The organism is Leuconostoc sp. S50 (genome assembly GCF_016624925.1).
GTDB classification, from domain to species: Bacteria; Bacillota; Bacilli; order Lactobacillales; family Lactobacillaceae; genus Leuconostoc; species Leuconostoc pseudomesenteroides.
Map to the genome: position 1 here is coordinate 211,604 of NZ_JACVUE010000002.1, position 14,550 is coordinate 226,153.

General features: G+C 39.3%; 15 protein-coding genes. 3 read left to right on the forward strand and 12 right to left on the reverse strand.

Features of this window, described 5'->3' with window-relative positions:
- The first annotated feature begins 59 nt into the window (after window positions 1–59).
- Window positions 60–677 carry a glycerol-3-phosphate 1-O-acyltransferase PlsY gene (plsY, locus tag IAE53_RS03590; RefSeq protein WP_148423829.1) on the forward strand — a complete coding sequence of 206 codons (618 nt, stop codon included), beginning with the start codon at window positions 60–62 and terminating at the stop codon, window positions 675–677.
- 6 nt (window positions 678–683) lie between these two features.
- Here plsY and dtd read toward each other — a convergent pair whose 3' ends face one another.
- From dtd to IAE53_RS03605, 3 genes are all read right to left on the reverse strand, one after another.
- Window positions 684–1,130, reverse strand: coding sequence for a D-aminoacyl-tRNA deacylase (gene dtd / locus IAE53_RS03595; RefSeq protein WP_148423828.1), 447 nt, complete (start codon window positions 1,128–1,130; stop codon window positions 684–686).
- Window positions 1,084–1,704 carry a hypothetical protein gene (locus IAE53_RS03600; RefSeq protein ID WP_148423827.1) on the reverse strand — a complete coding sequence of 207 codons (621 nt, stop codon included), beginning with the start codon at window positions 1,702–1,704 and terminating at the stop codon, window positions 1,084–1,086. The genes dtd and IAE53_RS03600 overlap by 47 nt, the downstream gene beginning before the upstream one ends.
- Window positions 1,705–1,807: 103 nt before the next feature.
- Entirely contained in the window at window positions 1,808–4,045 is a 2,238-nt protein-coding gene (locus IAE53_RS03605; RefSeq protein WP_010296163.1) for a bifunctional (p)ppGpp synthetase/guanosine-3',5'-bis(diphosphate) 3'-pyrophosphohydrolase, read from the reverse strand.
- A 342-nt stretch (window positions 4,046–4,387) separates the two neighbouring features.
- On the opposite strand from IAE53_RS03605, the gene IAE53_RS03610 reads away from it, so the two are divergent.
- Window positions 4,388–5,617 carry an MFS transporter gene (locus tag IAE53_RS03610; RefSeq protein WP_010296165.1) on the forward strand — a complete coding sequence of 410 codons (1,230 nt, stop codon included), beginning with the start codon at window positions 4,388–4,390 and terminating at the stop codon, window positions 5,615–5,617.
- Window positions 5,618–5,633: 16 nt separating this feature from the next.
- Here IAE53_RS03610 and IAE53_RS03615 read toward each other — a convergent pair whose 3' ends face one another.
- The 6 genes from IAE53_RS03615 to IAE53_RS03640 are packed head-to-tail and all read right to left on the reverse strand — an operon-like array spanning window position 5,634 to window position 11,377.
- On the reverse strand, window positions 5,634–5,930 hold the full coding sequence (locus IAE53_RS03615; protein WP_139967922.1) for a hypothetical protein: 297 nt from the start codon (window positions 5,928–5,930) through the stop codon (window positions 5,634–5,636).
- Window positions 5,923–8,424: an ATP-grasp domain-containing protein gene (locus IAE53_RS03620; RefSeq protein WP_200135982.1), complete on the reverse strand. Its 2,502-nt coding sequence runs from the start codon at window positions 8,422–8,424 to the stop codon at window positions 5,923–5,925. Before IAE53_RS03620 ends, IAE53_RS03615 begins: the two co-directional genes overlap by 8 nt.
- Window positions 8,405–9,484: a carbamoyl phosphate synthase small subunit gene (locus IAE53_RS03625; RefSeq protein ID WP_010296175.1), complete on the reverse strand. Its 1,080-nt coding sequence runs from the start codon at window positions 9,482–9,484 to the stop codon at window positions 8,405–8,407. Before IAE53_RS03625 ends, IAE53_RS03620 begins: the two co-directional genes overlap by 20 nt.
- A gap of 58 nt (window positions 9,485–9,542) precedes the next feature.
- On the reverse strand, window positions 9,543–10,070 hold the full coding sequence (pyrR, locus tag IAE53_RS03630; protein WP_004910867.1) for a bifunctional pyr operon transcriptional regulator/uracil phosphoribosyltransferase PyrR: 528 nt from the start codon (window positions 10,068–10,070) through the stop codon (window positions 9,543–9,545).
- Window positions 10,060–10,998: an RluA family pseudouridine synthase gene (locus IAE53_RS03635; protein WP_200135983.1), complete on the reverse strand. Its 939-nt coding sequence runs from the start codon at window positions 10,996–10,998 to the stop codon at window positions 10,060–10,062. The genes pyrR and IAE53_RS03635 overlap by 11 nt, the downstream gene beginning before the upstream one ends.
- Complete coding sequence (locus IAE53_RS03640) at window positions 10,988–11,377, reverse strand: EbsA family protein (RefSeq protein WP_010296184.1); 390 nt, start codon at window positions 11,375–11,377, stop codon at window positions 10,988–10,990. The genes IAE53_RS03635 and IAE53_RS03640 overlap by 11 nt, the downstream gene beginning before the upstream one ends.
- Window positions 11,378–11,542: 165 nt before the next feature.
- Here IAE53_RS03640 and IAE53_RS03645 point away from each other — a divergent pair, with 165 nt between their 5' ends.
- A complete protein-coding gene (locus tag IAE53_RS03645; protein WP_200135984.1) occupies window positions 11,543–11,926 on the forward strand; it encodes a ribonuclease HI family protein in 384 nt (127 codons plus the stop codon).
- A gap of 12 nt (window positions 11,927–11,938) precedes the next feature.
- Here the strand turns inward: IAE53_RS03645 and IAE53_RS03650 are convergent, their stop codons facing one another.
- The 3 genes from IAE53_RS03650 to IAE53_RS03660 form a co-directional block, all read right to left on the reverse strand.
- On the reverse strand, window positions 11,939–12,544 hold the full coding sequence (locus IAE53_RS03650) for a nitroreductase family protein (RefSeq protein WP_200135985.1): 606 nt from the start codon (window positions 12,542–12,544) through the stop codon (window positions 11,939–11,941).
- A 133-nt stretch (window positions 12,545–12,677) separates the two neighbouring features.
- A complete protein-coding gene (locus IAE53_RS03655) occupies window positions 12,678–13,208 on the reverse strand; it encodes a GNAT family N-acetyltransferase (protein WP_200135986.1) in 531 nt (176 codons plus the stop codon).
- Window positions 13,209–13,264: 56 nt separating this feature from the next.
- The gene (locus tag IAE53_RS03660; RefSeq protein WP_200135987.1) at window positions 13,265–14,467 is read right to left on the reverse strand and encodes an aminotransferase class I/II-fold pyridoxal phosphate-dependent enzyme; all 1,203 of its coding nucleotides are present in this window, start codon (window positions 14,465–14,467) and stop codon (window positions 13,265–13,267) included.
- Window positions 14,468–14,550: the final 83 nt, after the last annotated feature.

Below are 14,550 nucleotides of genomic sequence, written 5' to 3' on the forward strand. Positions count from 1 at the left end.
ATATACTAAGTGCTTTTATGGTAAACTAATAAATGGTTTTTAGTTAAAGGAGTTAAGTTATGTTAACCACCATTACCATGTTTATTTTGGCCTATTTATTAGGTTCTTTAGTGCCAGGCTATTGGGTCGGCAAAATTTTTTATCATAAAGACATTCGTGACGAAGGGTCCGGAAATATTGGCACAACAAATTCATTCCGTGTTTTAGGCGTTCGAGCTGGTATCACCGTTTTGGTTCTCGATCTACTGAAGGGAACGGCGGCTGGACTACTTCCCTTATTGTTTCACAGTAACATTAATCCAATGATAATTGGATTAGGGGCAATTCTAGGGCACACCTATTCATTTTGGATTGGTTTCAAAGGTGGCAAAGCAGTTGCCACTTCAGCCGGTGTGTTGCTAGCTTATAATCCGCCTTTCTTTTTAATGGTCTCTGCAGTATTCATCATCACTTTATTGATTAGTTCGATGGTTTCTCTGAGTTCTATGATTGGATTTGGATTTGCAACGGTGGTTTCCTTTTACTTTCATGATTGGATATTAACGCTAGTTGCTATTGCATTAACTATTTTTGTTTTTTATCGTCATCGTAGTAATTTATCACGTATTAAAAACGGCACTGAAAGTCTTGTCTCGATTGGTTGGTACTATCACCACAAAAAAAACGCTCAGAAATGAGCGTTTTTATTTGTGATCAGTGTCAAAAATAATTGTTACCGGACCATCATTTGTCAATGTTACTTGCATATCAGCGCCAAATGTACCAGTTTCAACTGGTACACCGGTTGTCAATAAGCGATCATTAAATAAGTCATACATCTTTTCTGCAAAATCGGGTGCACCGGCGTCAGTAAAACTTGGTCGATTACCCTTTTTGGTATTAGCATACAACGTAAATTGTGAAATTGACAATATGCCACCATTGATATCTTTAAGACTCAAATTCATCTGGTCGTTTTCATCACTGAAAACGCGTAAATTGGTAATTTTACGAACAAGGTAATCAATTTCATCCTCTGTATCATGATCGCTAATACCTACCAAGAGCACAAAACCTTGTCCTACTTGACCGGTTGGTTGACCCTCAATTGCTACAACTGCTTGTTTGACGCGTTGCACTACTACTCTCATATTGTCTCCATTTAAGTATATCTTTTGTTGTTATCATGATACGTGAAATAGCATTTGGTTTCAAGCGCCGTAAAAACAACGCCGCATGAACCGTTATCAGCAAAGCATCCAGAGGGTCACTTTTAATCACATAAAAAACAAAGAACATAATAGAAGTTGGCGGCAACAAAAAAAGAACAAAAGCAATCCATAATCGTTCAAACCACCAATGTTTCAAATCAACAAGTAGTTCATCTTTTTTAACTGTCAAGGGTTTTAATTGCGTTAAGTTATAATTCCCTTTTTGCCGACCAAAGTACCAAGCTAAAAATGGCAATCCAGCAGTTAAAAATAAGCACAGCCACCATAAAATTGGCTGATGTATCACAAAATGAGGCAAAGTGATAAAGCGATCAAACAGCCAATAGGGTGTCACTAAAATACCACTCACAATCAGTAACCAAAGTAACCATTTATCTGCCTTAGCTTCTGGCAAAACTTGAGGTGTGAAATAAACCTCGTGATGCCGCTTATCAACTAATAGCGTCCCCACTTTTCCCTCTTGTCTGATTGACGCCATTGTAATTAAATGCATAGTATGCTCTCCTAGTATGCGCTATATTTTCAAAAAACAATATAGCACAAAAAAAAGACTTATCGCCTGATAAATCTTTTAATCTTACTACAAAAGGAACTCATTAATGAAATGCGCGTTCAACATCATATACTGAAGGCAAATTATTGAGCGCATCCATAATAACGGTTAACTGCTCAACATTACGCACGCCAATTGATAATGCCACTTGTGCCATGCCATTTTTTGTCACATGACCATTAACTGAGTTGACATATTTGGTACGCCCATTGACGCTCCGCAAAACATCGTTCAACAAACCATTGCGATTTTCTCCACGAACAGTTAGATCAGCATCATAATTAGGTTTCAAGCCAGAATCATCTTCCCATGCGACATCAACTAGCCGTTGTCCTTGTGCTTCAGCAGCACGAATGTTGGGACAGCCAAGGCGGTGGACAGATATACCACGTCCCTTTGTGATATAACCTTTTACAGCATCTCCTGGCACAGGTGTACAACAACGTCCTAATCTGACCAACAAATTATCAACGCCTGCAATCACAATATCATCAGCAGAGGCTTTTTGACGTTTAGTAAATGCCGTTTCATCACGTTTAATGCCATGACCTTCTTCAAGCATTTCACGTTGCAACTCTTGTGCCGCTGCTTCTTGTTGTGCTTCTCGTATCTTTTCAGTGAGTTTATTGACAACACCAGGTAAGGCAACATCGCCAAAACCAATCGCAGCTAGCATATCATCAGATGAATGATAGTGCATTTTTTCGGAGACTTCCTGAATATTGTCTGCCGTTAATATATCATTGACATTATAGCCACCATCTTTAATGCTGTTACTCAATAATTCTCGAGCTGCTTCAATATTATCATCACGATCAAGTTGCTTAAAATACTGCTTAATTTTATTACGAGCACGACGCGTTGACACAAGTTCAAGCCAATCACGACTTGGTTTGGCGTTAGCTGAGGTAGTGATTTCAATAATGTCACCGGTTTTAATTTTATAATCCAGCGGCACAATACGACCATTAACTTTTGCACCTGTGGTTTTAATGCCCACATTTGTATGAATTGAAAAAGCCATATCTAATGGGCCAGCACCTTTTGCGAGTTCAAACACGTCTCCTCGCGGTGTGAAAGCATAAACACGATCCGAAAATAGATCGCCTTGCACGCTGTCCATAAAGTCTTCAGCATTTTTAGCATTCTCTTGAAGCTCTAGGATACCTTGTATCACATTCAGCGTCTGTTCACTTTTATCTTTGACATTTGCCTCTTTATTAGAACCCTTATTTTGTTTATAGGCCCAATGCGCTGCCACACCAAACTCGGCAACTTCATGCATATGGTGGGTTCTAATTTGGACCTCTAAGGGGCGCCCACCAGGTCCAATAACAGTAGTATGTAAACTTTGATAGCCGTTAGCTTTCGGTAGCGCGATATAGTCCTTGAATCGACCAGGAATTGGGGTCCATTTAGAATGAATAGCACCTAACACAGCATAGGTATCTGGAATAGAATCGGTTAAAATTCGGACAGCTGACAAATCGTAAATTTCTTCAAACGCCTTGTGTTTGTCAGTCATTTTACGATAGATTGAATAAATATGTTTTGGTCTACCATAGACCTCGACATCTTGTAATTCCAACTCTTGAATCGCATTCTCGATTTCTTGAACAGCTTCGTTGACATAGCTAATCCGCTCATCACGTTTCATATTCATCAAGGAAGCAATGCGATGATATTGTTCAGGATTGATAAAGCTTAATGATAAATCTTCTAATTCCCACTTGATGGCACTAATTCCTAAACGATCAGCCAATGGCGCATAGATATCAAGCGTTTCATTGGCAATTCTCTTTTGCTTGTCATCACGCAGCGCACCAAGTGTCCGCATGTTATGCAGACGGTCAGCTAACTTAACAATAATCACTCGAATATCTTTTGACATTGCCAAAAGTAATTTACGATGATTTTCAGCCAGTTGTTCTTGTGAACTTTGATATTGAATTTTACTAATTTTGGTTACGCCATCAATAATTTGAGCAATTGTGTCACCAAAGCGTGCTTGGACATCCGCCAACGTGGCAGGCGTGTCCTCTACAACATCATGTAAATAACCTGAAATAACTGTGGCGGTATCCATTTTTAATTCAGCTAGGATACCCGCAACTTGAATTGGATGAATGATGTACGGTTGCCCTGATTTGCGCTTTTGTGTCTTATGCAAATCTGTTGCCCACTCATAGGCTGCTTTCACTTTTTCAGCATCCTCGCTTGACATGTATTCATTCACCATATCAAGCACTTCTTGTCCAGTATAATCTTTTGTTCTTGCCATATCATTACTCTGTAAGCGCACATAATATCACTTTTGGCGCTCACTTCCCTTCATATAATCAGGAAGATACTTCACTATTTTTAAAACCGCAAAATACCTTAATAACGCTTTTTAAACGTACATCAATTATAATCAAAATTTAATCTATTCACAAGTCAAGGTTTAAAATGTGCACATTTTAACATTTAGGGATAGAATGGAATAATAGTTTATATCATTTTATAACACACTAAGTTAAGGAGGTCGCGTATCGATGATGTTACGTCTAAGGTTCACCCTTAACAACACATCGTTTTTAATAGTATTAATCGCTTAAATTTACTATTAGTTCGCGTAATATTTATGTCTGAAAATTCTGAAAGTAATCTTTGGAAGCGTAATGTTTTTGTTCTCTGGTTTGGCGTCTTCATGACCGGAATCGCATTAAGTGAAGTAATGCCGTTTTTAGCATTATATATTGACACTTTAGGTGATTTTAGCAAAAATGAACTCACGTTTTATTCAGGTGCTGTCTTTGCTATAACGTTTTTGGTCACTGCAATCGTGTCACCGTTTTGGGGAAAATTAGCAGATCGTAAAGGTCGAAAACTAATGATGCTACGAGCTGCGTTAGGAATGGCAATTGTACTATTCCTGATGGGATATGTCAGCAATGTTTGGGAACTATTCGCTTTAAGAGCATTACAAGGGGCCATGGGCGGTTTTGTATCTAACTCAAATGCTTTAATTGCCACCCAAACGCCCAAAGAGCATGCTGGTCACGCTTTAGGTATTTTGGTCACTGGTATGACAGCCGGCAATCTACTCGGGCCATTGTTCGGTGGTACACTAGCTTCACTTGTCTCCTATCGAATGTCATTTCACATCACGGGTGTGATTTTATTTCTGGTTTTCCTGTTGACGCTATTTTTAGTTAAGGAAGAACCTGTTAAAATATCACCTCGAACCGCTCGTGCTTCCACAGCACAACTCTGGCAAGCTGTTCCAAATAAACAACTTATTCTAGGCTTGTTCATCACGACCATGTTAGTACAAACTGTGAATACGTCAATTAATCCCATCGTGAGTTTGTTTGTCCGTGAATTAACGCATAACGCTTCTAATACGACGTTCATCGCTGGTGTAGTCGCTGCCATGCCTGGTATTGCAACGGTTATAGCCGCCCCACAATTTGGAAAAATTGGAGATCGTGTTGGTACTGACCGCATGATTAAAATCGGGTTCATGATTGCCGTTGTTGCGTTTGTACCAACGGCATTCGTCACTAGTATTTTCATGCTAATGGTCTTTAGATTTATTGTCGGTATAAGCGATGCAACCATGTTACCTGCCGTGCAAACCATGTTAACTAAAAATTCGCCAATGGCCATGACTAGCCGAATTTTTAGTTATAATCAAAGTTTTCAAGCTGTTGGTAGTGTGATGGGACCTATGTTTGGCGCCTTGATTGCTAGTATGTTTGATTACCGAGGCATTTTTATCTTCAGTGCGCTACTAATTGTTCTCAATGCCATTTTATTTAACTTTAACGTCAAATCGCTCAAAAAAGATGAAAGTGCAACAAAAGCCTAAACATGTCATCTCATGTTTAGGCTTTTTTATAGGGTAATAACAAATCATTATCAACAGTTTCGGATGTCCATCGTTGCATTGGTGTGTAGGCATGGCGTTGATTAAAAGGCAAGTTTTCCACGTTTATCACAGCGATAGTTTGGTTATTTTCAGTCAAAAAAACTTGTCCAAAACTAACGTACTTACCTTTTGTATGTTTCCCTGTTCGCCAAATATTTGGCTTGGCGTCCTTTTTTGGCACGTATCGTCCAGAAGCATTTTGTTCAACTATAATACCTGTGTACAGATATGTTTCATATTTTGATTTACTCATCGTATTTAATGCCTACCCCAATTTCAAATCGCGTACCATCAATTGTTTGTGTCGGCTGTAAGTGTAAAGCATAATTAATATCTGAAGCAATCATAGCAACATCTGCCTGCAAAATTAATTTATTCACATTTACTAATAGTTCATTGTCCTGTAACGTCATTCTTGACAACAAAGCTCTCACTGTCATACGCAACCACTGCACCTGCATCACTTTACTCATAAACGCAACTTGGCCAAATGGCATTGGTCGCAACCACGTATCATGTGATATATCGGGCACATCAACATGCTTGACCCATTCTGACGTATCTTGATACCAAATCACTTGATAAACACCAGGATTTTCTAAGTGTGTTTGTGCTAGCTGAATTGGCAGTTGTGCAATTTCTGGTACAATACGGAGCTCACCAGTCATGTGTTGTGTAATATTGATTGGATAAATGTTGTGCCCATCAGAAAAGACATTGAGAGCAAATTCCGTTTCAGTATCATCTGGACCATTCGGCACATGTTTTTCTTTTGGCAAAATTAAGACATTTTGCTTTAAATCAGTTAAAGCATCAATCAGTTTACGTCGATTACCAGGTACAATGATAGCAATTGGTTTTTCAAGCGACACTACTTTCATGACATCTGATATCTCTAAGGGTTCCAGATACTGCTTGTCAGCCAAATTTTGTAGCAAGGTAGCATCACTTGCGTTATTATTCATAATTACGGTGTGATATTGTAAACGTCTTAATTCCGACAAAACAATCGTGGTTGCATAGCCACCAGCGGCTGCATCACCCATTCGGAATGCACCACTACCAATAACTAAGACAGTATCGTCACTCACCGGCAATGATTCATTTTCCTCTTCGTAAGTTGCATAATATTGTCTAGCGTTTTCTGGAAATTCACCAGCAGATGGTTCTAATGCTTTAAAAGTTGGTTCAATATGATTTTCGTGTGCCAATGTTGCGATATTTTTGAAATTAGTCTGCCAGAATCGAGCTAACAAGCCGTCTGACAAACCATATTTTTTTGCACGGCGCAACGCTTCAACACTGTCAGCTTGTTGTTCCACCTCTAATTCTAACTTTAATAAATGACCCAGTTGGTAGAAAAAGAATTCGTCAATATTAGTTAATTCAGCTAATTCATCAATTTCATAACCACGCTTAATCGCTTCAACTAGGAGCAACACGCGATTGTCTTCTGGATGAATTAATTGTTGAATCAACGCATCATCCGAACTATGGCTCATATTGGTTGGTGAAAAACTCGCGTTATTAAAGTGGGCTGAACGAATGGCTTTTTCAAGTGCTTCGATAAATGTACGCCCAAAACCAATTGTCGATCCAACAGATTTTTGAATACTATTGAGTTGACGATTAACTGAAACGCCTGCTTGCTCTAATTCACCGAAGGGAAAAATTGGTAATTTGACAGTGACGTGATCCATCATCGGTTCCATCATTGCCATTTTTTTGCCAAAATCATGGGATAAAACAATTTCTTCAAGGGCAACACCCATCGCCAAATTGATTGCAACCAACATGACAGGATAACCTGTAACCAGCGCCATACGACTAGCCATTTGATCAATATATGGTGATATCTTGATAATATAGATGGTATTCGTCAAATCATCAACTGCAAATTGAACATGCAATACACCTCTTAGGTCTAATAAATCAGCAACCTGAAAGGCATAAAATCTCATTTTTTCTAAAATTTGATCTGAAAGTGTTAGTGTCGGCGATACACTCAAGGAGTCAGCAGTATGGATTCCTATTGGATCCATGTCCTCGCTAGCACCGATTTGCATTTTATTGCCTCGAAAATCTCGCAATACTTCAAGACTGACTTCTTTCATACCGTTAATAGCTCTGGAAATCACGATTTCTTGTGTCATCGACTGACTTTTAGCACTATTTACAGCTGTTTCAAATTCGTCTAATCGTTCAACAATTTGACGCGTATTTGCCTGATTTGGGTGCAAAGCCCGCACCATTAAAGGTAACTTAATTTCACGTAATAGTTCATTAGCATCTTCTTGCGCCTTAGCAACATGGTTCGTAATAACCGGTAATCCAGCATCAGCCATCATACTTGTCAAAACAGCCACGTTGTTAACACGCAATAGCATGTCAATGGTTAATCCTAGCGTTTGCGGTACCGGACCATCGCCGTGTGACCATGCCTGAACCGTTTGCGACCACAAACGTAACGCACGTTCACCACCAAATAGTGGTAAAACAGTATCGATTTGATACTGTTTAATAACAGCCTTAATATTTTCAACCGTTAGTGGTTGCCAAATAGCCGTTGCTGCTAAACTTTCCAACGATAATGAGTAAGGGTTCTCGTCAATCAAGTAGACATTAACACCATGACCACGAAGTTCAGGCATCACTTGATAAATGGCTGCATCGTATTCTGCTTCACGACCAAAATCGTTAGCACCTGCGCCGATAAATAATACATTGTTAGCTGTGATGTTCGACATAGTCCTCTACCGTTTCAAAAAAATCTGCAAAAACTGCTGTAGCTTCTAGTGGTCCTGGCGCAGCATCAGGGAAAAACTGTACACTAAAAGCCGGATATTCACGATGCCGCAGGCCTTGCACAGCACCATCTACCAAATCCCGATAAGTGACAAATAACTTTTTGCGATCAATTGAGTCATTGTCAACAGCATAACCTTGCCCTTGCATGGCAAAGAAAATCTGTCTCGAAATAATTTCTTGTATTGGATGATTCATACCATGATGTTCCGACGATAGCGGTGCTAAAGTAGCGTCATTGGCTAGTGCAAATAACTCATGCCCTAATCCAATACCTAATAATGGCGCCTTCGTTTGCAAAACACGAATTAATGTTAAGACACTATCTGGTAATGAACGTGGGTCACCAGGTCCTGTCGACAGAATGATCCCGTCAGGATCCAACGTGAGTACCTCATCTACACTTGTTGTGTAAGGTAATACGGAAACATTGGCATCATAATCGCCTAACATTCGCAATATACCATGTTTTAATCCAAAATCAATGACAACAATATGCCGTCCGCGCCCCGGATTAGCATAAGGCTTTAGTGTTGCCGTATTTTGCACCTGCTTGTTCGTCAAGACCGTGGCAACTAATTGATCAACAGCATGATCGTCCGCAAAATCAACGATTGTAGCCTTTTGTGGGCCAGTTTCTCGCAAATGACGAATCAATTTGCGGGTATCTACTTGATACAATCCGGGCACGTTATGTTGCTTCAAAAAACGGTCTAAATTCATACGCCGTTGTCGATTAACTGAAACTTCTGCCAAATCGTGCACAATCATTCCCCTGATGGCGGGCTTGACAGACTCATAAGCTTCAGCATGAATCCCTGCCGCACCAATAACAGGCATAGCAAATACAATCATTTGCCCATCATATATTGGATCTGTAATAATTTCTTGATAACCGGTCATGGCAGTATGAAAGATGATTTCACCAAACGTAGTAGCAGGCGCACCAAAACCAAGACCTTCAAAAACAGTCCCGTCTTCTAAGATTAAATGTCTTTTCATAAATACCACACTCCAAAGTTATCATGGCTACACATCAAGATAACCAACAAATTTTGATTTAGTGAACAATTTCCACGGCGTCTTTGCCATCAATTTCCTGTACAAATACCTTGATTTTTTCGTTCTGAGCTGTTGGAATATTTTTCCCAACAAAATCGGCTCGAATTGGCAATTCTCGGTGACCACGATCCACTAAAACAGCTAAAGCAATTGTTTTCGGACGACCAATATGAATTAAAGCGTCCAATGCTGCACGAATTGTTCGACCAGTAAACAGTACATCATCAATCAACACAATATTTTTTTCAGAAATGTTTAATCGTTCAGCTTGATTTAGTCCCAAGTCATCATGATGATCTGGAATATCATCACGAAAATTAGTAATATCAATCGCCATCACCGGAATACGCACACCTTCGAGTTGTTCTAGTCGATCAGCGATACGATGTGCCAAAAACTCACCACGCGTTTTAATACCAACCAAAACGAGGTCTTCTCCACCTTTGTTACGCTCAATAATTTCATACGTAATACGAGTTAGCGCTCTTTGCAAAGAGGCATTATCTAAAACTTCTTTATTTGCCATTGTTTTCATCCTTTCGAATAATAGGTGTTAGTGTTACTAACGCTTGATCAAAATAATCTGGGAGTACACTATCAAACGTTAACTGTTCACCTGTCGTTGGCTGCGTTAATGACAAAGTCTTTGCATGTAATAACTGACCATTCAGTGAAACATTTGGTAACTTTTGTGCGTTCCCATAGACCGGATCACCGACAATAGGGTGCCCAATATAAGTCATGTGAACACGAATTTGATGTGTACGTCCGGTTTCTAAACGAACTTTTAGCAATGTATAGCCGACAAACCGTTTTAAAACTTGGAAATGTGTAATTGCTTCCCTGCCGCCTTCAGTAACAGCCTGCTTTTTACGATTAACTTTATGACGTGCCAGCGGTGCCGAAATGGTGCCAGTATCTTCCTGAAATTCGCCGCGAACTAAGGCAATATAGATCCGTTGATTTTTATGCGCCTTTAATTGTGCGGACAATGCTTGATGGGCGCTATCATTTTTAGCAGCCATCAATAATCCACTAGTGTCACGATCAATACGATGTACAATACCTGGTCGAAATTCACCATTAATAGTAGACAGTGGCGAATGATACATTAGAGCATTCACCAAGGTACCGCTTGTATGACCAGCAGCCGGATGCACGACCATGCCCTGTGGTTTATTAACGACTAACAAATCATCATCTTCATATACAATATCAAGCGGTATATTTTCAGCCAAAATTTCAGTGTCTTTAATTTCTGGCGGCGTAATCGTGACAACATCACCTGAAGATACTTTGTAAGATCTCTTCACCTGTGTGCCGTTGACTAAAACATTGCCTTCTAAAAGCCAATCTGACAATGTTGTTCTAGAATACGGTAACGTCTCTTTTGCCAAAACGGCATCAATACGTCCAACCTGATCAACAATGTTAATCGTTATGTTATCTGCCATTCGTATCTTTATATCCTTTAATTTGCTCCGCGACATTGCGACTTAATAGGTATTTTCTTTTACGGTCTGCACGTTCAAAAGACAAAATACGTCCCTTTATTTGCCAATTATCAATGTCTTCTAACTTAACTTTTTCGTATTCAGCCATTAAGATACGCCCCAAGAAAATTTGCGAGCCGGCCAAATAAACGCGCCTTCGAATAATCATTAGCAGTCCCACTACGAGGACAACTAAAATGCTAACAATGGGTAGAACATCCAGTTTGAAGCCAATTTCATTCCAAATAATGAAACTCAACATCAAAAATACACCCCACCATAACCAACTCATGAGGCCAACAGAATCAATTGGCTGAAAATAACCGCGTTTTGGTACCATGTGAAACTCTTTTCTATAAACGTATTCGTAACCTATTTTACCAGATTTTTGATATTAAAAGAATGATGACAAATAAAAGTTGCTTTCCAATATCAAGGTATGATATTTCAGAAACCTGATTTCTGTTATAATGATTGCTATAAACCATTTCAGGGGATCTTAGACATGATGACACTTTATGTTGACGCAGCGCGAAACGTCCACAATGGGCAATCAGCAGTTGGAGCGGTTTTAATCGTCAACAAGCACCAGCAACAACTCAAAAACGACTTACCTCAAAGTGCTGATAACCATGAAGCCGAGTTCATGGGACTTATCTGGGGCATCAAACAGTTACCAATGGTTGATAATTTACAGATTTATACCGATTCAAAAATTGTCGCTGACGCTATTCAAAAAAAATATGCCAAACACTACCAATCTTATGTCGATCGAATTATAAGCCTATTATCTGAATTCCCTTTGGTCTTAATTAGTTGGATACCCGAAAAACAAAATCATGGTGCACATCAGCTCGCAATGCAGGCGTTAAAAAAAACGAACCGCTAATCGGTTCGTTTTTTACTTACTATAATGTTTAAATCGTTCATCGTCACCAACGAAATCTTTGTTAGCGGCTGGTGCTTCAATAGATCCCAACACTAATTGTGCACGTAAACGCCATGTACTTGGAACGTCAAAAGCTTCGGCAACTTCTTCGTCAATCAACGGATTATAATGCTGTAAAGAAGCACCTAAACCAGCTTCTGTTAATGCTAACCAAGTAGCGTATTCCGCAATACCATGCCCTTGTTCAGACCAATCCTGAAAGTTTTCTGCGTATAATGGTACATTTTCTTCAAAAGACTTAACGATTGCAGTATCTGTGAAAAATAATACGGTTCCGAATCCAGCCTTAAAGCTTTCATTAATTTTGGCTAAAGTTGCTTGATAGGCCGTTTCATCGGGTACTTCTTGTTTTAAACGCTTAGCAACAATATCCCATAGCTTTTCATGAGCATCACCCGTCAACACAATACTACGTACTGTTTGGTTATTGAAGGCAGTCGGTGCATAACGAACTGCTGATTTTACCAGTTCAAATAATGCTTCTGGTGTTTGCTGAACATTTTGACCCAGTGCGTAAATTGTTCGGCGTTGCTGTTGTAATTCTGTAAATGATGTCATGTGTTGACCCCTTATCAAATTAGTATACTCTTATTATATCCGCTTATTTTAAGTAAGTAAATAGCAAAACAGTTTTTTTAAATTTTAAAAGTGCTACACGTATCAAAACGTGTAGCACTTTTATGGTTAATCATCATGCCAAAATGAGTTGATAAGCCCATCGTTCGCCATTAATTTCTTTTCCCTCATTAATGAAAATAGTACCTCTTTTTTCAAAGCCATTGCCAGTAATAACTGACTGCATCGGATGATTTTCTGGATGCGTATCAATTCTCACATCGAATTGTTTTTTGTCATAGCATAACGTCAAAATAGCTGTCATAAAACGTTGCGCTAACTTTTGCCCACGAAAACCATCTGAGATAGCAAAGCGATGAACGCTGATATACTCATCAGTGTCAGATACCCACTGACCTTCTGTGATTGCTTCATATACTGGATCTGCCCCTGCAATTAATGCTGTGTACCCAGCTACTTTACTACCCACAACCAATACATAGCCGCGATTTAATGCGATATCTGTTGCAACGGTTTCTTCATTGGGATAGCCAGATTGCCATTGTGGCAAACCTTGTGCTTTGAGAAAATGACGTGCACCGTCAATAATAGTTGTAATCTCTTTTAAATCCGTTTTGATGGCCGGACGCATGTAAACTGTTGTCATAGTCATATCCTTTTAGTTATAATTATTCCATTTTATCATAACTTCCACAGATAAAACTAACCTATTCTGGTGGCACTATTATTTGCACAATATGACGATAACCGCGCCATGGCATCGGTGAGCATTGCCATTGAGGCTGCATAACTCAAGCGAATATAGCCTTCACCACCAGGACCAAAACCCGATCCAGGTACTACTGCTAATTTTTCTTGATCGACTAAATCATAGGCAAAAGCAACATCGTCTTGATTCAAATTTTCAGGAATTTTAGCGAAAATGTAGAAAGCACCGCTTGGTGTCGCCATTTCAAAACCAAGTGCCGTCATTTTAGAGACCAACAAATCACGCCGTTCACGGTAAGCATTTTTCATTTTTTCGGTATCACTTGCACTCAAATTACTATCAAATGCTTCCGTTGCAGCTGCCATAGCTGGATTGGATGGTGTCATGATAATAAAACTATGGACCATATTGACTGGAGTGATTAGTGCAGCCGGTCCAGCAATAATGCCAATCCGATAGCCCGTCATTGCGTGAGATTTTGACACGCCATTAATCAATAACGTTTGATCAGGTAAAAATGTTGCCATTGAAACATGCTGATCATCATAGCGCAGTTCACTATAAATTTCATCTGAGATGACCAATACGTCTGTACCACGCAAAACATCAGCAAGATCCGACAATGCTTCTGCAGAATAAGTCACGCCTGTGGGATTTGAAGGATTAGTTAAAATAAGCGCCTTTACATGCGTATGATTCGCCAAAATAGCGCGTAGATGATCAGGTGTTAATATAAAATTATCCTGCGATATATCAACTAGAAGCGGATTACCTTTGTTGAGCCTTGTCATAGCAGCATAGACGGGATAAGCTGGCGTCGGAATAATAACTTCATCATTTTCATCTAAAATAGCAGACAAAATGGCATACAGTCCTTCTGTAGCACCAATTGTTGTTAAAATTTCAATGTCAGCGTCATAATGAAGATCATATCGATCAGCTAAAAAATGACTAGCCGCCTGACGCAGCTGTTTTGTCCCAGCAGATACAGAATAATGAGAATCATCTGCCAAAATAGCTGCCACCGCGGCTTGCTTGATGTGCTCTGGCACTGAAAAATCTGGTTCACCAATCGTCAGCTTCAGAATATTTGGTAAATCGCTCACTTTTTCATCAAACGCATGAATTGGACTTGGCTTGACATCTGAAAGCACGCTGGCAAATAGGTTGTTAGCTTCAATATTTTTTTCAATCATTAACATTATCCTCATTTCATTATTAATTTATTTTAACAATGAGATGATAGCACGTCATGACAACTATGAACAAAAATAAAAAC